16 protein-coding genes are annotated in these 16,708 nt (G+C 52.7%); 8 read left to right on the forward strand and 8 right to left on the reverse strand.

Translation table 11 applies throughout. From position 1 onward, the window contains the following. Positions 1–188: 188 nt before the first annotated feature. Positions 189–1,385 carry a tyrosine--tRNA ligase gene (gene tyrS / locus BFW38_RS15190; protein ID WP_068999654.1) on the reverse strand — a complete coding sequence of 399 codons (1,197 nt, stop codon included), beginning with the start codon at positions 1,383–1,385 and terminating at the stop codon, positions 189–191. Between the two features lie 218 nt (positions 1,386–1,603). Between tyrS and BFW38_RS15195 the strand changes: the two genes are divergently transcribed. Continuing rightward, complete coding sequence (locus BFW38_RS15195; protein WP_084004694.1) at positions 1,604–2,737, forward strand: anhydro-N-acetylmuramic acid kinase; 1,134 nt, start codon at positions 1,604–1,606, stop codon at positions 2,735–2,737. A 79-nt stretch (positions 2,738–2,816) separates the two neighbouring features. Here BFW38_RS15195 and erpA read toward each other — a convergent pair whose 3' ends face one another. From erpA to argC, 4 genes are all read right to left on the reverse strand, one after another. Continuing rightward, complete coding sequence (gene erpA, locus BFW38_RS15200) at positions 2,817–3,185, reverse strand: iron-sulfur cluster insertion protein ErpA (protein WP_084004695.1); 369 nt, start codon at positions 3,183–3,185, stop codon at positions 2,817–2,819. A gap of 238 nt (positions 3,186–3,423) precedes the next feature. Then, positions 3,424–4,032, reverse strand: coding sequence for a bactofilin family protein (locus BFW38_RS15205; RefSeq protein ID WP_068999656.1), 609 nt, complete (start codon positions 4,030–4,032; stop codon positions 3,424–3,426). Further along, positions 4,033–4,767 carry a DUF6776 family protein gene (locus BFW38_RS15210; RefSeq protein WP_084004696.1) on the reverse strand — a complete coding sequence of 245 codons (735 nt, stop codon included), beginning with the start codon at positions 4,765–4,767 and terminating at the stop codon, positions 4,033–4,035. It abuts the gene before it with no gap. Positions 4,768–4,794: 27 nt separating this feature from the next. Continuing rightward, positions 4,795–5,844 carry an N-acetyl-gamma-glutamyl-phosphate reductase gene (gene argC, locus BFW38_RS15215; protein ID WP_068999657.1) on the reverse strand — a complete coding sequence of 350 codons (1,050 nt, stop codon included), beginning with the start codon at positions 5,842–5,844 and terminating at the stop codon, positions 4,795–4,797. Between the two features lie 156 nt (positions 5,845–6,000). Between argC and BFW38_RS15220 the strand changes: the two genes are divergently transcribed. The 5 genes from BFW38_RS15220 (at position 6,001) to BFW38_RS15240 (ending at position 12,401) form a co-directional block, all read left to right on the forward strand. Beyond that, on the forward strand, positions 6,001–7,749 hold the full coding sequence (locus tag BFW38_RS15220; protein WP_068999658.1) for a chloride channel protein: 1,749 nt from the start codon (positions 6,001–6,003) through the stop codon (positions 7,747–7,749). A gap of 104 nt (positions 7,750–7,853) precedes the next feature. Next, a complete protein-coding gene (gene hemJ, locus BFW38_RS15225; protein ID WP_068999659.1) occupies positions 7,854–8,300 on the forward strand; it encodes a protoporphyrinogen oxidase HemJ in 447 nt (148 codons plus the stop codon). Further along, the gene (gene thiD / locus BFW38_RS15230; RefSeq protein WP_068999660.1) at positions 8,288–9,103 is read left to right on the forward strand and encodes a bifunctional hydroxymethylpyrimidine kinase/phosphomethylpyrimidine kinase; all 816 of its coding nucleotides are present in this window, start codon (positions 8,288–8,290) and stop codon (positions 9,101–9,103) included. Before hemJ ends, thiD begins: the two co-directional genes overlap by 13 nt. A gap of 278 nt (positions 9,104–9,381) precedes the next feature. Continuing rightward, complete coding sequence (hemL, locus tag BFW38_RS15235; protein WP_068999661.1) at positions 9,382–10,665, forward strand: glutamate-1-semialdehyde 2,1-aminomutase; 1,284 nt, start codon at positions 9,382–9,384, stop codon at positions 10,663–10,665. Between the two features lie 155 nt (positions 10,666–10,820). Then, positions 10,821–12,401, forward strand: a complete 1,581-nt coding sequence (locus tag BFW38_RS15240; RefSeq protein ID WP_068999662.1) for a bifunctional aminoglycoside phosphotransferase/ATP-binding protein — start codon at positions 10,821–10,823, stop codon at positions 12,399–12,401. A gap of 56 nt (positions 12,402–12,457) precedes the next feature. On the opposite strand, the gene BFW38_RS15245 is transcribed toward BFW38_RS15240, so the two are convergent. Then, positions 12,458–13,534 carry a ChaN family lipoprotein gene (locus BFW38_RS15245; protein WP_068999663.1) on the reverse strand — a complete coding sequence of 359 codons (1,077 nt, stop codon included), beginning with the start codon at positions 13,532–13,534 and terminating at the stop codon, positions 12,458–12,460. A 44-nt stretch (positions 13,535–13,578) separates the two neighbouring features. Between BFW38_RS15245 and BFW38_RS15250 the strand changes: the two genes are divergently transcribed. Continuing rightward, on the forward strand, positions 13,579–13,938 hold the full coding sequence (locus BFW38_RS15250) for a Rieske (2Fe-2S) protein (RefSeq protein WP_084004697.1): 360 nt from the start codon (positions 13,579–13,581) through the stop codon (positions 13,936–13,938). Positions 13,939–13,961: 23 nt separating this feature from the next. On the opposite strand, the gene sfsA is transcribed toward BFW38_RS15250, so the two are convergent. Both sfsA and BFW38_RS15260 read right to left on the reverse strand, forming a co-directional pair. After that, positions 13,962–14,699: a DNA/RNA nuclease SfsA gene (gene sfsA / locus BFW38_RS15255; RefSeq protein ID WP_068999664.1), complete on the reverse strand. Its 738-nt coding sequence runs from the start codon at positions 14,697–14,699 to the stop codon at positions 13,962–13,964. After that, on the reverse strand, positions 14,696–15,880 hold the full coding sequence (locus BFW38_RS15260) for a pyridoxal phosphate-dependent aminotransferase (protein WP_068999665.1): 1,185 nt from the start codon (positions 15,878–15,880) through the stop codon (positions 14,696–14,698). Before BFW38_RS15260 ends, sfsA begins: the two co-directional genes overlap by 4 nt. 367 nt (positions 15,881–16,247) lie before the next feature. Between BFW38_RS15260 and dksA the strand changes: the two genes are divergently transcribed. Continuing rightward, positions 16,248–16,682: an RNA polymerase-binding protein DksA gene (dksA, locus tag BFW38_RS15265; protein WP_068999666.1), complete on the forward strand. Its 435-nt coding sequence runs from the start codon at positions 16,248–16,250 to the stop codon at positions 16,680–16,682. Positions 16,683–16,708 lie beyond the last annotated feature (26 nt).

Here is a 16,708-nt window from a genome sequence, read left to right on the forward strand (position 1 = left end):
GTCGGTTTATTTTAGCGTTAGCCACTTCATCGGCTTGTCATCAGCAGCCGATGCGATTACCAGGCCCTTCACACCTCAACACAACAGCACTTTGTGCCTAGCGCTGAATATAGATAGGCCCCGCTTATACGGGGCCTATCTTTCTTCTACTGCCGATGGTGTTTGTGCGTAAACACGCTGACTAAAGCTTATTTCACAGTGACACGGGCAAAGCGTTTCTTGCCCGCTTGAATCACATAGGTACCTGGCGGCAACATTGCGCCTGCAGGCACAACCTTCCCATCCACTTTCACCGCTTCCCGTTTCAACATATCTTTGGCTTGAGCACTATTGTTCGCTAAGTCACTTCGATTCAGCACAGCGACGATAGGCGCTTCGGCCGCGCCGTCAAAATCGATCTCAACTTCAGGCAAATCTTCAGGCAGTTCACCATCGGCTAAACGATTACCTGCTGACTTGTGCGCATTGGCTGCCGCTTCTTCGCCATGGAAGCGTGCAATAATTTCACGCGCCAATTCAATCTTGATATCACGCGGGTTAGCACCCTGGTCAACTGAAGCCTTAAGCGCCTCTACTTCGCTCATCGGCCGGAAAGACAGCAGCTCGAAATAGCGCCACATCAGACTATCGGGCATGGAGACAATTTTACTGAACATTATCCCCGGCGCTTCCTCAATGCCCACATAGTTGCCAAGTGACTTGGACATCTTCTGCACACCATCAAGACCTTCCAACAGCGGCATGGTCAACACGACCTGAGGCGATTGCCCATAGTGCTTTTGCAACTCACGGCCCATGAGCAAGTTAAATTTCTGATCCGTCCCCCCCAGCTCGACATCGGCCTTCAATGCGACCGAGTCATAGCCTTGCACTAGAGGGTAAAGAAACTCATGTATCGCAATAGGCTGATTACCTTTATAGCGTTTCTCAAAATCGTCACGCTCAAGCATTCGCGCGACTGTTAACTGAGAGGCCAGCTCAATCATGCCCGCAGCCCCTAACTCATTCATCCAAGTGGAGTTAAAAGCCACTTCAGTTTTTTCGGGATCCAGAATTTTGAAGATCTGCGCTTTATACGTTTTCGCATTTTCTAAAACTTCATCGCGAGTTAACGGCTTACGCGTCACATTTTTGCCGGTAGGGTCGCCAATCATACCCGTAAAATCACCAATCAAAAAAATCACGTGGTGACCTAGATCCTGAAACTGGCGTAATTTGTTGACCAGTACAGTATGACCCAAATGGAGATCAGGCGCCGTCGGGTCGAATCCAGCCTTAATACGGAGCGGTTGACCACTCTTTAGCTTTTCAATCAGCTCGTCTTCAACCAGGATTTCATCTGCCCCTCGCTTAATTAAGGCCAGAGACTCATCAACCGACGTCATAAATTGCCTTCCTTTAGATACTGATAGTTAAGTAATGGTTGAGCGCTAAGTATTAAGAGCCGGATCAGCAACCCAGAGTGCTGACAAACCCAATACAGCGAAGCACTGCTCGGAACACTTGCCCATTCATATAAATGGCGGCGAGTATAGCATTGCCTTGTCATGAACCCTATCGTATGTCACTTCATCATCTGTGTGTTACTAGAAGGCCATGAGCTATGACTAGAACCATCCCATCCACAAAAACACCGTGTTACTTAGGGCTCATGTCCGGTACGAGCCTTGATGGTATAGACATTGTCGCCACCGTTTTTGAGCCTGACGACACCGGCCACACCGTAGCGAGCTTAAGCCAACCGTTTGCACCGGAGCTGCGCCAAGCATTAATGCAGCTTGCCAGCGGTCATCACAGTGATCTTATACAAATCGGTCAAACCGAGCAGCAACTGACATCGGCCTATGCGGCACTCACACAACAATTGCTCGAGCGCTTACCGGCACAATACCAACCTGTAGCACTAGGTTGTCATGGCCAAACCATTGAGCACCAGCCTGACTTAGCCATCCCCTTTACTTGGCAACTGCTGGACCCTTCTCGCCTTGCGGAGTTAACGGGGGTCGATGTTATTGCCGATTTTCGGCGCCGAGATATTGCCGCAGGAGGCCAAGGCGCCCCTCTCGTCCCGGCGTTTCATGCCCAACATTTTACCCGAGAGGAGCACCCCGTTGCCGTCATTAACCTTGGCGGCATCGCCAATGTCAGCTGGCTTCCGGCCGGCGGGAGAACCCCTGTGCTTGGTTTTGATACAGGGCCCGCTAACATGCTAATGGATGCCTGGACACAGCGCCATTTAGGTCAGCCTATCGATTGGGATGGCGCCTGGGCTCAACAAGGTCAAGTCATCCCTGAACTCTTGACAAGATGCTTGGCGGATGAGTATTTCGCGAGAGAGGCACCCAAGTCCACAGGAAGGGAGTATTTCAACCTAGAGTGGCTCGAACAGAAAGGTTTAAATTCTGGATATAAGCCTCAAGACGTACAAGCAACACTCCTAGCGCTCACAGCAACCAGCATTACTCTAACGCTGGATCAACTGGATCCAAGCAATAGCAGCCAAGTCATTTTATGTGGTGGCGGTGCCGAGAATATAGCGTTGAGGCAGACGTTAGAAGCGCAACTGGCACCTCGTCAAGTTAACCGCAGTAGCGATACCGGCCTACCGACACAACTGGTTGAAGCAACGGCTTTTGCTTGGCTCGCCTGGCGACATCTCAACCGAGCACCCGGCAATTGTCCTGAGGTCACGGGCGCGAAGGGCCCGCGAATTTTGGGCGGCTGGTATCCCGCTTAACCGTCGTGGAAAGTCATTACTCGTGGCGATCGAGGTCAAGCAGTGACCATAAACACTCGCCACGCGGGCTAACGGGGCATCAAATGCTAAAGGAGGAGCCACAGCCACATGTTGATGTGGCATTCGGATTTTGTACCACAAAGCGGGCGCCTTCTAAGCCTTCGAGATAATCGAGAGTAGACCCCACAAGATAAGGATAACTCAGTGCATCAATCGCAATGCGTGCCCCATCCACCTCCAAGACAGCATCGTCTTCCGCTAATGCATCAGCAAACTCAAAACCGTACTGAAACCCTGAGCAACCACCACCGGTGACAAAAACGCGTAAGCACAAATCTGGATTCTGCTCCTCTTCAACCAGCGCGGCCACCTTCTGCGCAGCAGCAGGCGTCACCATCAACGCTTGAGGCGTAAAAGTGCCAGGGGTGAAGGATTCAACAGATGCCATGCGATGTCTCCTGAGTTAATTCGAGAAGATTGTGTGGTACCCGACCATTTTAGTCAACTTATTGGTGATTACCTAACCGGTTACGAGTGAGAGCACAGCGCTAAAATACCGCAATGGCAATACAAAAAATGCCGCCCAACGGCGGCATTTTATGGCTTGCTTGTACCTATTATGGCTTACCTGTACCTCTCAACTGAGCATAGCGAGATCGTTCATCACATCATCATACGCACAACACCTACGAGGATGAACGCCCAGACCCTAGGGAAGTAGAGGCTTTGTCTTGTGCTTTTGATAACTCAGGTGCGCCAGCGGTCGTCTGATCAGGCATTGGCTTTTTCGCTAAAGCCTCTGGAGTAGCCGTGGCCCCCTTTTTATCCGCCGGCTTCACAGCGGCCCCTTTATCCTGGCTTTTATCTAATGCAGAAACAGGCTTCTCACGCGTCACATGCTTAGGCATGGGCGGTCGTTCACTATTTTTTCCCTCAGTGCGATAACGGTGGTTCAATTGACCATCAACTTGAGCCCCCATCACCATTTCAATGGTGTTGTAGTGAATATTCCCTTTGACGACCGCCTTGCCCGCCAGCTCAAGATGCTCACAAGCGTGAATATCACCGACCACTGCGCCATTAATCACGACATGGGGCACAGAAATCTCGCCCTCAACGGAGCCGTGATCACTAATACGCAAGACCGCCTTGGAATCATCTTCAGCAATAATATTGCCAAAAACTTTACCATCAATATGTAAACCGCCAGAAAAGTGGATGTCGCCGACAATCTCGGCCTTCCCTGAGATCAGCGTATCAAAATGATTGCTGGATGGAGGATTCTTGCCAAACATTTATGCGCCCTCCCCGGGCCAGTCGAATTCTTTTTCAACGCGCATAGCCTTGTCTCCGATAGATTGCAGAATGACTTCAACCTTTTCAGGTTTGAAGTTTTCCGGCAGGCGCACTTGCCCAACGACATTCTGGAAGAATCTAAACCTGAACCGAATACTCAGGTCATCAACTTGAGGCGATACGTCCTTGAGTGGTATGGCCACTTGGGTTTGCCCTTTTCGACCAATAAGGTTGACCAAGGCTCGCCCTTGGATATAGGTATTATTATTCGTCACTTGCGTGATCACGAGCTTGTAGTCATAGACTCGCTCCTGATTACCAGGTTGAAGCTGCCATGTATCAACACGGAGCCCCTGATCCACATCGCCCGGCGCCATCACGCGGGTATAAAATGCAACTTCATTTTCCAGTTGAGCAATTCGGGCATTCAAATTCTCAACGGTTTGCTGCATTTCCCGATAGGCTTGGCGATCAACATCGCTGCTGCTTTTAGCGACAGCCAATTGCCGACGCAATTCCGTAATCTCCCCAGCCTGACTCTGGGCCTGCTCCCTTAGCCCATCAACCGAAGATTCCGCGGTACGCAAGCGATTCCAGTCTTCCCAGCGGCCATAGCCATAACCTGCACCGGCTAACAACACGATGAGAATGAGCACCAACAGACGACGCCAAAATCGTTGCCAGGGGTTATAAGCTACAATTTGTAGCCTTTCGTGTTTATTTCCTTTCGTCATACTTGTCATCCGCGGCTCGCATCGGATTCAAGGCAACAACGCGATCTGTTGCAGCCCGGAGGTCTCATTCAGCCCAAACATCAGATTCATATTCTGAATCGCCTGACCACTAGCCCCTTTGACGAGGTTATCGATCACTGACATCACGACCAATTGGCGACCACCCTCGGGACGAAAAACCGCAATTCGACACATATTGGTACCCCGCACACTGCGCGTCTCTGGACAATGCCCCTGAGGAAGCACATCGACACAGGGCTCGGATGCGAATCGTGTATCAAAGATACCTTGAATGTCCACATCCTTCAGTTTCAAGCTGTTACCGTTAAGTCTCGCATGTAGCGTCGCATGGATGCCCCGTGTCATAGGCGTCAGATGAGGGACAAACGTCAACTCGACATCATGTTGTGCCGCTCGCCGCATGCCTTGACGAATTTCAGGAAGGTGTCGATGAGCAGGCATACCATAGGCTTTCATGTTTTCACTCGCTTCACATAACAACGAGCCCACCTTAGCCCCTCGACCAGCACCACTGACCCCAGACTTACAATCAGCAATCAAGCCATCTGTTTCAATCACACCCGCCTCAAGCAACGGCAAAAAACCAAGCTGCACAGCGGTGGGGTAGCAGCCAGGCACCGCGATCAATCGAGCGGTTTTAATCTGCTCTCGATTGACTTCAGGCAAGCCATAGACAGCTTCAGGCAATAGATCAACCGCACCGTGGGGCTGGCCATACCAATGGCTCCACTCCTCTGCATCCTGCAGTCGAAAGTCTGCGGAGAGGTCAATGACCCGCGTACCTTCCGCCAACAACTCTGCCGCTAATGCATGGGCCACGCCATGAGGCGTCGCAAAGAACACCACATCACAAGCCCCTAATGCTTTCACGTCAGGTTCAGAAAAGCGCAGATCATCAAAATGGCCACGCAGGTTGGGATACATATCAGCCACAGAGGTGCCTGCATCAGAACGAGAGGTAATCACGCGCACCTGGGCTTCAGGGTGTGATGCCAACTGCCTGAGCAGCTCAACCCCGGTATAACCGGTTCCGCCGACGATCCCCACATTGATCATTGATACCCTCCTAAAATCCATCCAGATTGCGCGTTAGCCACTTTCGTTTTAACCACACGGGTTAACCAAACTTTAACCACGCTCGCTTTGCTAGCGATATGAACCTTGTATGATACACGAACTGTTTTTGCTTGCCCCTCCGGACAGGGATCCGCCGTGACCTATTTCAAGATATTACGCAAATGGTTAAGCCTAGAGCACTTTCGACATCAGCTCGCACGTGTCGATGCATTGCCACAACTGGCCATATTAGGCCTCATGGCAGGTTTGGTGACCGGGTCTACCATGTTGGTGCTCCGATGGCTTATTGAAGGCCCGGCATTATTATTAATGCCCAATGGCCTAGCAGAAAATTTTGAAGCACTGCCTTGGAGTGTACGTTTATTACTGCCTATCGGCACGGGTTTGGCCATTGGTTTGTTACTGACTTGGTTGAAACCGACCACCCGGAAAGCGGGTATTGGTTATGTCATTGAACGCTTGGCACTCCACCAAGGTCACCTGCCTATGCGCAATAGTCTGGTGCAATTAGTCACCGGCGTCACGGCGATTATTGGCGGATTATCTGCAGGACGGGAAGGGCCGGCTGTTCACATAGGCGCAGGCGCCAGCAGCTGGCTGGGCCGCCGCCTACGCTTGCCGAACAACAGCATTCGCCTGCTGGTCGGCAGTGGCACCGCTGCCGCGATTGCGGCTTCTTTCAATACGCCACTTGCCGGGGTCATTTTTGCGATGGAAGTCGTACTGCTGGAGTACACCATCGCAGGGTTTACGCCCGTCATTTTAGCGGCCTTTAGTGCCGCTGCCCTGAATCAGGTGTTTTATGGCAGTTCACCCGCCTTTGATGTCCCCCCATTGGGCTTACATTCATTGTTGGAACTCGGCTGGATTATGTTAATGGGGGTTGTCATCGGCACCCTTTCCGCTAGCTTCGTGATGATCGCTCGCAGGGTTCAATCGTTGCCCCTACCCTCATTGTGGCTCAGGGGGTTATTAGCCGGCATTTTAACCGGTGTCGCAGGCTGCTTTTTGCCTGAAGTCATGGGCATTGGCTATGACAGCCTAGATCAAATTTTAAATGGGCAAATGCTTTTCGGCATGATGCTTGCTCTCAGCCTGAGTAAACTGATTTTAACCGCTGTCACCGCCGGATTAGGCCTACCGATTGGCATTATTGGCCCCATCCTGGTCGTCGGAGCGGCTTTTGGTGGCGCCTTTGGCGTATTGGGGGATGGGCTACTCTCCGTCAAAGCGGCAGACTCCAGCTTATATGCCATGCTCGGTATGGCCGCGATGATGGGTGCCGTACTTCAAGCCCCCCTTGCAGCCCTGATGGCGTTGCTAGAGATGACTCACAACACACAAATTGTATTGCCTAGCATGTTGGTCGTGATCGTTGCCGAAATGATGCATTCTGCACTCTTCCGACGACCTTCTTACTTTATTGCCATGCTCAACGGACAAGGCATTTATCCACGGCAGCAGCCATTGGCACAGGCCTTATCCCGTGTATCAGTCGCCGCCATTATGGACCGTAATGTCTTGCGCGCACCTCGCGTAATCAACACAGAAAAAGGCGAAAAATTGCTCCAACAGCGCCCCCAATGGATCGCACTGGAACAACAAGAGGGGCAAAAAAGTGAGCGCATCATTCTGCCTGCTGCCGCACTCGCACGCTGGCTGGATGAACACCATGACCCGGAAGAAAAACTCGACCTGCTGGAAATTCCTGCTGCGCGGCTACTGGCCAGCCCCATTCACTTGGAGGCGACACTACAAGAAGCGGATGAAGAGATGCGACAATATGGTGTTGAGGCACTTTATGTTCGTCACATGCATGCCCCCACCTTACATCGGATTTCCGGTATTATCACACGAGAACAAATCGAAACTCACTATCGATGAAATTCACTATCGGTGAAACTCATTATCGGTGAAGAGGTCCACATCACACCTGAACGCTCGCACTGGCGAGCAGGATGCGCCTCTTCTCACTAAGGAAGGATCTGATGGCATATCTCTGGCTCAAAGCATTTCACATTATGGCCGTCGTCACTTGGTTTGCGGCGCTCTTTTACCTGCCTCGCTTATTCGTCTATCACGCCATGGCCCACGACGAAGGTGATCAACGCGGCATTGAGCGTTTTCGGATTATGGAGCGAAAACTCTATCGCGGCATCATGACACCATCTGTCATGGCCGTCGTCTTGCTAGGAGCGGCACTTTTGGCCTTAAACCCCAGTTATTACTTTAGCCAGGGCTGGATGCACGCCAAACTGACTCTTGTCGCAGCGCTGGTGGTGTACCACATTGCCTGTGGTCGTGAAATGCGCCGTCTGGCCTTGGATACAGAAACACCGAAACCTCACCGCTGGTATCGTATTTTCAATGAGTTACCCGTATTAGGCCTAGTCGCTATTGTTATTCTGGTTGTGGTACGCCCATGGAGCGGATAAGAAGACGTAGTCAGCAAAAGCGTTCGATGCCGGTGGTCATGGTGCTCGCAGGACATGACCCCACCGGCGGCGCAGGTATACAGGCCGACATTGAGGCTATTCGACATCAAGGGGCCTGGCCTGCCACCTTAATCACTTGCCTGACGCAACAAGACACACATAATGTTACACGTTTATGGCCGCAGTCGGCAGACGCTTTGCTGGCTCAAGGGACGAGCCTGATTGAAGATATGGCACCTGATGCGGTCAAAATTGGCTTGATTGGCGATGAAGCACTGGTCCCGGTCATTATTGACTTACTGGCACAGCTTCCAGCCCAGACTCCCGTTGTTCTGGACCCCATTCTAGCCGCAGGCGGTGGGAAAAATATGGGCTCTGAAGCATTACTTGAGGCCATTCGTCAGCAGCTCGTTCCTAAAAGTACCGTCATCACCCCGAATATTCCGGAGTTAGCAAAACTGTCGCCAGGCCAGCCTCACGAAGCCGCACAGAGTCAGCACCTCTTGAGTCGCGGGTGTCAGGCGGTATTAGCCACAGGCACGCATAGCGATACTCCAGGAGTCAAAAACATCCTATATCAGGCTCACGAACCCCCTATCGTTTACCGGTGGCCCAGACTCCCTCATGAATATCACGGCTCAGGTTGCACGCTCTCAGCCGCACTGACAGCAAGGCTCGCAGCAGGAGATGACCTGCATACCGCCTGCACCACCGCGCAAGACTATACTTGGCTAGCGTTAGAGCAGGGCCTCATGCTTGGAAAAGGGCAACACCTGCCCCTCAGGCATGGAGAACGCAGTTAGTCACAAGCGACATCAATATAGACTGAAAACAACCGCTTAAAAGAGCGCCACAGCCCAAATTCAATGTTATGGTGCCGACATTCCTCATCGCAGAACGCATGATCATTAGCGATGAATAAGCATCATGAAGGCCTGAAGCACTGGAGACTCAACACTCAAGAGACCCAAGGCACTTAATGATAAGCCGTTTGGTCTTCAGGCCAATTCGTTTCAGATTAGTTTGGTTTCAAATTAGTTTGGCTTCAGATTAATTTCGCCTCAGACAGAGAGAGATGACCATGACCCGTTCATCGGAATTGTTCCACCAAGCCCAGCAACATATCCCTGGCGGTGTTAACTCGCCGGTACGTGCATTCAAAAGTGTGGGTGGGACCCCCTTATTCATTGCGCGTGCACAAGGGGCTTATCTGTTCGATGAAGATGGTCAGCGCTATATCGACTATGTCGGTTCCTGGGGCCCAATGATTACCGGTCACGCGGATCCAGAAGTGCTGGATGCCGTGCGACAGCGTCTCGACCTGGGGTTGTCTTATGGGGCTCCCACGGCCATAGAAACAGAAATGGCCAACCTGGTTTGCGACCTGATTCCATCCATGGACATGGTGCGCATGGTCAATTCAGGCACCGAAGCGACCATGAGTGCGATCCGTCTAGCACGAGGCTATACCGGCCGAGATAAGATTGTGAAGTTTGAGGGTAACTATCACGGTCACAGCGACTCTCTCTTGGTCAAAGCTGGGTCAGGTGCACTGACATTAGGTGTCCCAACATCGCCAGGCGTACCTGAAGACTTTGCCCGTCACACCCTGACACTGACCTACAATGATAGTGAGGCTGTGCGCCAATTATTCAACGAAATGGGCGATCAGATTGCAGGTATTATTGTTGAACCTGTCGCGGGCAATATGAACTGTATTCCGCCTCAGCCCGGTTTTCTCGAAACGTTACGCGAAGTCTGTGATGCGCATGATAGCGTTTTGATCTTTGATGAGGTCATGACCGGATTTCGAGTCGCCTTGGGGGGGGCTCAGGCTCACTATGGTATTACACCGGACTTAACCACGCTGGGTAAGATTGTCGGCGGCGGCATGCCAGTCGGTGCCTTTGGCGGTAAGCGTGAAATCATGTCCCATATTTCGCCCTTGGGCCCGGTTTATCAGGCAGGTACCTTAGCGGGTAACCCCCTAGCGATGGCAGCAGGCTATACGCTTTTGAAGAAAATTGCCCAGCCCGGCTTTCATGACGCTTTGAGCGAAAAAGCAGCTCGGGTGACCCAAGGTATCAAGCAACATGCAGACCGCCTCGGCGTCCCCTTACAGGTGCATCAGGTCGGCGGCATGTTCGGCATTTTCTTCACTGCACAGGAAGAAATCCGAAACTTTGCTGAAGCCACTGCCTGTAATACCGATCAATTCGGCCAGTTCTTCAATGCCATGCTGGCCGAGGGGGTCTATCTGGCGCCATCGGCTTTTGAAGCCGGTTTTATCTCATCTGCACACTCAGATGACGATATCGAAGCAACACTGGCAGCAGCCGCTAAGGCACTGGAGAGTTTAGCTTAATCACAGCGCCGTCGAACGGACCTCAAAGACAATGGACAAGATGGAACCCGATCCAAAAGCTTTGAGGTCAACGTAAAGCTGAGGCCAAACAATAAACCGGCCCTTTGAATCGCCCAACCGCTTCACTGTAGAAGCTTTAACGCAGGAGAACACCCGTGAGCCAGGCGCTGATCGACGCATTGCAGGCCCCGACCTGCTACAGCCACACGACCACCGGCTTTACGGTTCGGGAAACTCACATTTCCTGGGTCATTCTGACTGGTGACTATGCCTACAAAATCAAAAAACCAGTCAATCTTGGTTTCCTTGATTACAGCACTCTGGCGCAACGCCGCCACTTTTGTGAAGTAGAAGTCTCGCGTAACCAGCACTTCAACAATCACACCTATCTGGAAGTCGTCCCTATTTCAGGCTCTCCAGAAGCCCCTCTCGTTGATGATGATAGCGCCCCTTTCGAATATGCCGTTAAAATGCGCCAATTCGACGACCGAAACCTGCTCTGCCAGCTGCAACAACGAGGCGAACTCACGACGACTCATATTGAAGCCCTGGTCAGACAACTGGCTCATGCCCATCAGCACGCAGAAAAAGCCCCTGCAGAGAGTGACGCGGGTAGTCTTGAGGCGATCAAAGCCCCAGTCCAAAATAATTTCACTCAAATCGCTCCCTTGCTCGAAGAAGAGCAAGATAAGCAACAATTAAAGCTGTTGGAGACCTGGGCTCACGACACCGCCGACAGCCTTGCCGAACGACTGAATCAGCGCCGTGTACAAGGTATGATCTGCGCTTGCCACGGCGACTTGCACCTCAGTAATGCCGCCGCAACGGCCGATCAGGTCATGTTGTTTGATTGTATTGAGTTTAACCCATCACTCTACTGGATCGACCCCATCAGCGATCTGGCTTTTTTATTGATGGACTTGGAAAGCCGGGAGCTACACACCTTAGCGAACGTGGCGCTCAATCTATACCTGGAGCTGACAGGGGATTATAACGGGCTGGCCCTGTTGCCCTATTATAAAAGCTACCGGGCCATGGTTCGGGCCAAAGTGTCTCTATTACGTTTACAAGAAGAGGGCAACCTGCTGGATGCAGAAGATCGTGCCAGCATATTGCGCCAGTATCGAACTTATAGCGCACTGGCGGAGCATTACATCGATTTCCATATGCCCTACTTATTAGTCACCCATGGTGTCTCAGGTAGCGGTAAAAGCACGCTCACGCGCTATGTAGTCGAAGCGTTAGGGGCGATTCGGATACGCTCAGACGTTGAGCGCAAACGCCTCTATGGCTTTGCCCCGAATGATGCGAGCCAGTCGCCACTAGATAGCGGCATTTATACGCAAGAGGCCACCGCACAAACCTATGACCGATTAGCGTCTTTGGGCACTGACTGCCTCAAATGCGCGGTGCCGGTCATTTTTGATGCAACAGGATTAAAGCGTAGTCAGCGCGATCAATTACGCGCCGTAGGGGAAGGGTTAGGTGTGCCCGTCGTTATCATCAATATGGCGGCCTCCGAAGCGACGTTACGTCGCCGGATCGTCAAACGTCAAACGCAGGGCGATCAAGTCGCGGAGGCTGACTTGACCATCCTTGAGCGCCAACTGGCCGCGCGTGAACCCTTGGAGGAAGACGAACTTCAGTCTACCGTCCATGTGGACACCGATGCCCCCGGTGCCAGCCAGACGCTGGTCCAGCTGTTGAAAGATCACTTACATTTGGAAGAGCGTTAAGCCGTCGACGCACGATAACATGCGGATCATCATTGACCCGAGGCGCTGCCCTCGGGTCAATCTATTTGGGGCTCACGCCCTAGCGAGCGAGCTAGATCAGCACAATGGTCATGGGGCGCCAGTGCGGGCGTAAAGTCGTAGAGATCAAACCGTGGCACACCATCAATCCCTGCCTGCCAATAATCACCCGCGGATAACAAGCCCGCTTCCACTGCCGTTAAGGCGATGCTGAACACCGGTTGCTTACCCGGTAACCAGCGTGAAATGCCTAGGTCTTTGCGTGCATGAACACGCCCACACACCATGACATTGATTCGCTCCGGCTGTGTTGCCGCCAGTAAGGCCTGGGCCATGGCCTGATCCCTGGCAAGTTGCACCTGTCGCATCATGGGTAATTGTGCTTTGGGCACATAACCACAGTGGCCCGCATCAATCAGCTCATCTAAGGCTTGGGCTTGAGCTTCAGTGAGCGCAGGGCGCGGCGGCCCCTGATGGTACGCCAGCTGCTGAGCCTCACGGTCCAGATCAGTTGCCACGACTCGTGTAGCGTGATTTAACGCGGTACGCACGACTGGACCGTAATCCGCCCACGGCCACGCCTCTGGCCAATTCAGCATCTCCGCCGTAATCTCATCGCCAAGCCCCAGCGCAGCATTCAGCTGCGGCTGTAACGATTGCGGCGCCATTTCAAATGCCACATTACCCAAACGTCCTTGATCCGCTAACCATTGAATCACTTGACGCTCAATCTGGTGGTGATCGGGATGATCATGTTGCTCACCCAGCATGAGCCAAGCGCCCTGAGGCAATGTTGTCAGCCACTGCGCTAAATCAACCTGCTGATTATGCTGTACCGGGTCCCCTTGCAAAATGCGGCCGTTGAAAGCGGCATCGGTGGCCTTCATTGTCCACGTCTGTCCTACAAGGGGGTGATCCTGTAATTCAGGCGCCAGCCACTGGTGCCCAGGCCAAGCAGAGCGCACCCAAGCGCCATTACTGCAAGCACTGAGCCAGGGCAATAACGCCATCCCGGCTAACAGCCGACGACGAGACATCCCTTGAGTTTCAACGGTATGGGATGACGAACAAATAGAAGGCTCACGCGTGTGCTGCATTCGGGCCTGCGGTACCATGAAGTTTCTCCTAACATGACTCAACCTGATTGAGAGGTCTGACCATGCGTGATAGCAAAAATCGTGTCGGCCTGCCCATTCCCACACTCGGTGAAAAAAGGCCTGCGGCCACCACACTCGAAATCGACGGCCACGCCATCATTCTGGTGCGTCTAAAACACCATTGGCGAGCCTATTTGAATCAATGCCCTCATCGCGGTATTCCGCTGGACTGGACGCCAGGCCAAGTACTGGATCAGAGCGGTCAGCTACTGCTCTGTGCGATGCATGGCGCGCTTTTTCATCCCGAAAATGGTCATTGCTTGGCAGGCCCTTGCCAAGGGAAAGCCCTTGTCGCTATCGACATCGAAGTCACACAGAACCGGCTATGGCTTTCACTACCCAGCCCAGAAAGGTCAGCTTAAGCCTCGTGCCATCATTCAACGGATCATGCCTTCTCCAGCATGACTGGAAGCGGTATTGTGAGCTGCATGTGCTCCCGAGTCAGACTGACGCCATAAGCGAACAGTTCAACACCCGCGGCATAAGCCTCCTGCAAAGTGCGGGCGTATACCGGATCGATATCCGCCGCAGGCATCACTGAACGAATGCCTGTATGGCCCACACAAAACAGCAACACTGCACGCTCGCCACGGGCGACACACGCCATCAGCTCATGCAGGTGCGCCGTTGCCCTTTGGCTAACGGCATCAGGAAACATGCCCAATCCAATGTCAGGTTGCTCAAGCAAAGTGACATTCTTCACTTCAACCCAACAGGGCTGCTGGCCTTCGGCGGTTAAGCAAAAGTCCAGACGCCGTTGACCTAAACGTGCTTCTCGTCGATGTGACGTATACCCGCTTAATGGCGCAATCCGATTCTCCGATAACGCTTCAGCCACCAGCGCATTCGGTCTGGCCGTATTGATCAGCGCATAATCGGGAGCGACAGAATCGGGGCGTCCATGGCGTAAACAAGCCACCTCCCAGGTGCCCGGCAACTTACGCTTTGGATTATCGCTCAGCGACCACCACAGAGGCTCCCCCGGCTCCAAACAATGCCTCATAGAACCGGTATTGGGGCAATGGATGGTCATGACTTGGCCATCCGGCGTTTCAATATCCGCGAGAAAACGCTTATAGCGCTTGATCAGACGCGCTTCTCGTAACGGTGTCGCAAACTTCATAGCATGCGCCGCTGCTCAATAAAGCGCGCGATACGCGCCAACCCTTCAGCTAAACGAGGCACATCACACGTATAGGCAATACGAATCCAGCGCTCGGCGTCTGTTTGGCCAAAGTCTCGCCCGGGTGTTAATGCGACACCGGTCGCCTCCAGGAGCTCCTCACACCAGGTAAAGCTATCTTCCGTCAACGCACTGACATCGCAGTAAATATAAAAAGCCCCTTCAGGGATGACGGGGGTTTTCAGCCCGAGCTTAGGGAGCTCGCGGAGCAAAAAGTCACGACGTTCAGCAAATGCCAGGCGTCGGGCCTCCAATAGCGGTTGCGTCTCAGGAGAAAAAGCAGCCAAAGCAGCATACTGTGCCGGTGTCGAAGCCGCCAGGAATATATTCTGAGCCAAGCGTTCTACTGCTTCGATATGAGCCTCTGGCGCCACCAGCCAGCCTAGCCGCCACCCGGTCATACCAAAATATTTAGAAAAAGAATTAATGACTAAGGCATCATCAGCGACTTCAAGCGCTGTATGCGAAGCGCCGTCATACACTAATCCCTGGTAAATCTCATCCACCAGTAATGCGGCTTTTTGCTCGCGTGCAAATTCAGCCATTTGCGCCAGCTCAGGCAAGGTCACCACTGTCCCCGTAGGATTCGCCGGTGACGCCAGCATCAACAAACGATCATGTGCTCGCCAATTCGCTCGTGCCAGCTCAGCGGTCAACTGAAAGCGTGTCTCAGGACCGACTGCAAGCCGATGAATATCCGCATCGAATAACGCCATAAAGTGGGCATTGCAGGGGTAGGTCGGGTCGGCCATCAACACCCCATCGCCCGGATTGACAATCAGCGCAGCAGCCAACAACAAAGCACCCGATGCCCCAGGCGTCACCACAATCCGAGCGGGATCAACCGATACCCCATGCATCCGCTGATAATGGGCAGCAATCGCCTCACGCAATTCGGGAATACCACAAGCAGGCGTATACCGGGTTTGGCCTGCCGCCAATGCCGCCTGCCCCGCCTCAATCACCGCTGGAGGCGATGGAAAATCGGGCTCACCCACCTCCAAGTGCAAAATATCCCGCCCCTGGGCCTGTAAAGCCTGTGCCCGAGCCAGCAAGCGCATCACTTCAAAAGGCCGAATATGCGCCAGCCGGGAGGCGACGCTAAAGTCTGCATAATCCATTCGGATACTCGTCCACTGTTATCAAGTTACATGATGCAACAAAATACCTTTTCAGGTGATATCACCTGACCTGTAACCGGTTTAAAGGCTGTCATCATGCCAGTTTCACTTAATGCACGCAGCCTTCTTCAGCTCAAAAGTCGTCAACAAAAAGTCATAAACCTAATGGTTTGTATTGCATTTACCCTCAGATTCCAGTAAATAAGCAAGGCTCTTAACCTGGAGCGCCTGTCCTCCAGGCGTCCGTCCAACCAAGCCGATTCGAATGAATGGGTGCAGCATCGGCCGGAACCATCGGTGCCGGGCAGCTAGCGAGACGGACTTACACCCCTTCCAGGGATGCTGATCAACGTGACGGGGCAGTACCATGCCGAATACTGAACAGACTGAACGCCAGCAAGACTTCACCCCCTACCAGCCGGCGGCCGGTGAAGAATATATGAGTGAGGCACAGCTCGAGCACTTCCGTAAGATTCTGCTGCAGTGGAAACAGGATCTCATGGAGGAAGTTGACCGAACGGTTCAGCACCTGCGTGAAGAAGCCAACAACTTCGCCGACCCTGCTGACAGAGCAACTCAAGAAGAAGAGTTCAGCCTTGAACTGCGCACACGGGATCGTGAGCGCAAGCTGATCAAAAAAATCAACGACACCCTCGCCAAAATCGACGAAGAAGATTACGGCTTTTGTGAAGCGTGTGGCATTGAAATCGGCATTCGTCGCTTGGAGGCACGTCCCACCGCCACCTTATGCGTCGATTGCAAAAGCTTGGCTGAAATCAAAGAACGCCAACTCGGCAATTAATTTTCATGTCATCACTCAGGTCGGAT

The organism is Terasakiispira papahanaumokuakeensis (assembly GCF_001709345.1).
Classification (GTDB): domain Bacteria; phylum Pseudomonadota; class Gammaproteobacteria; order Pseudomonadales; family Halomonadaceae; genus Terasakiispira; species Terasakiispira papahanaumokuakeensis.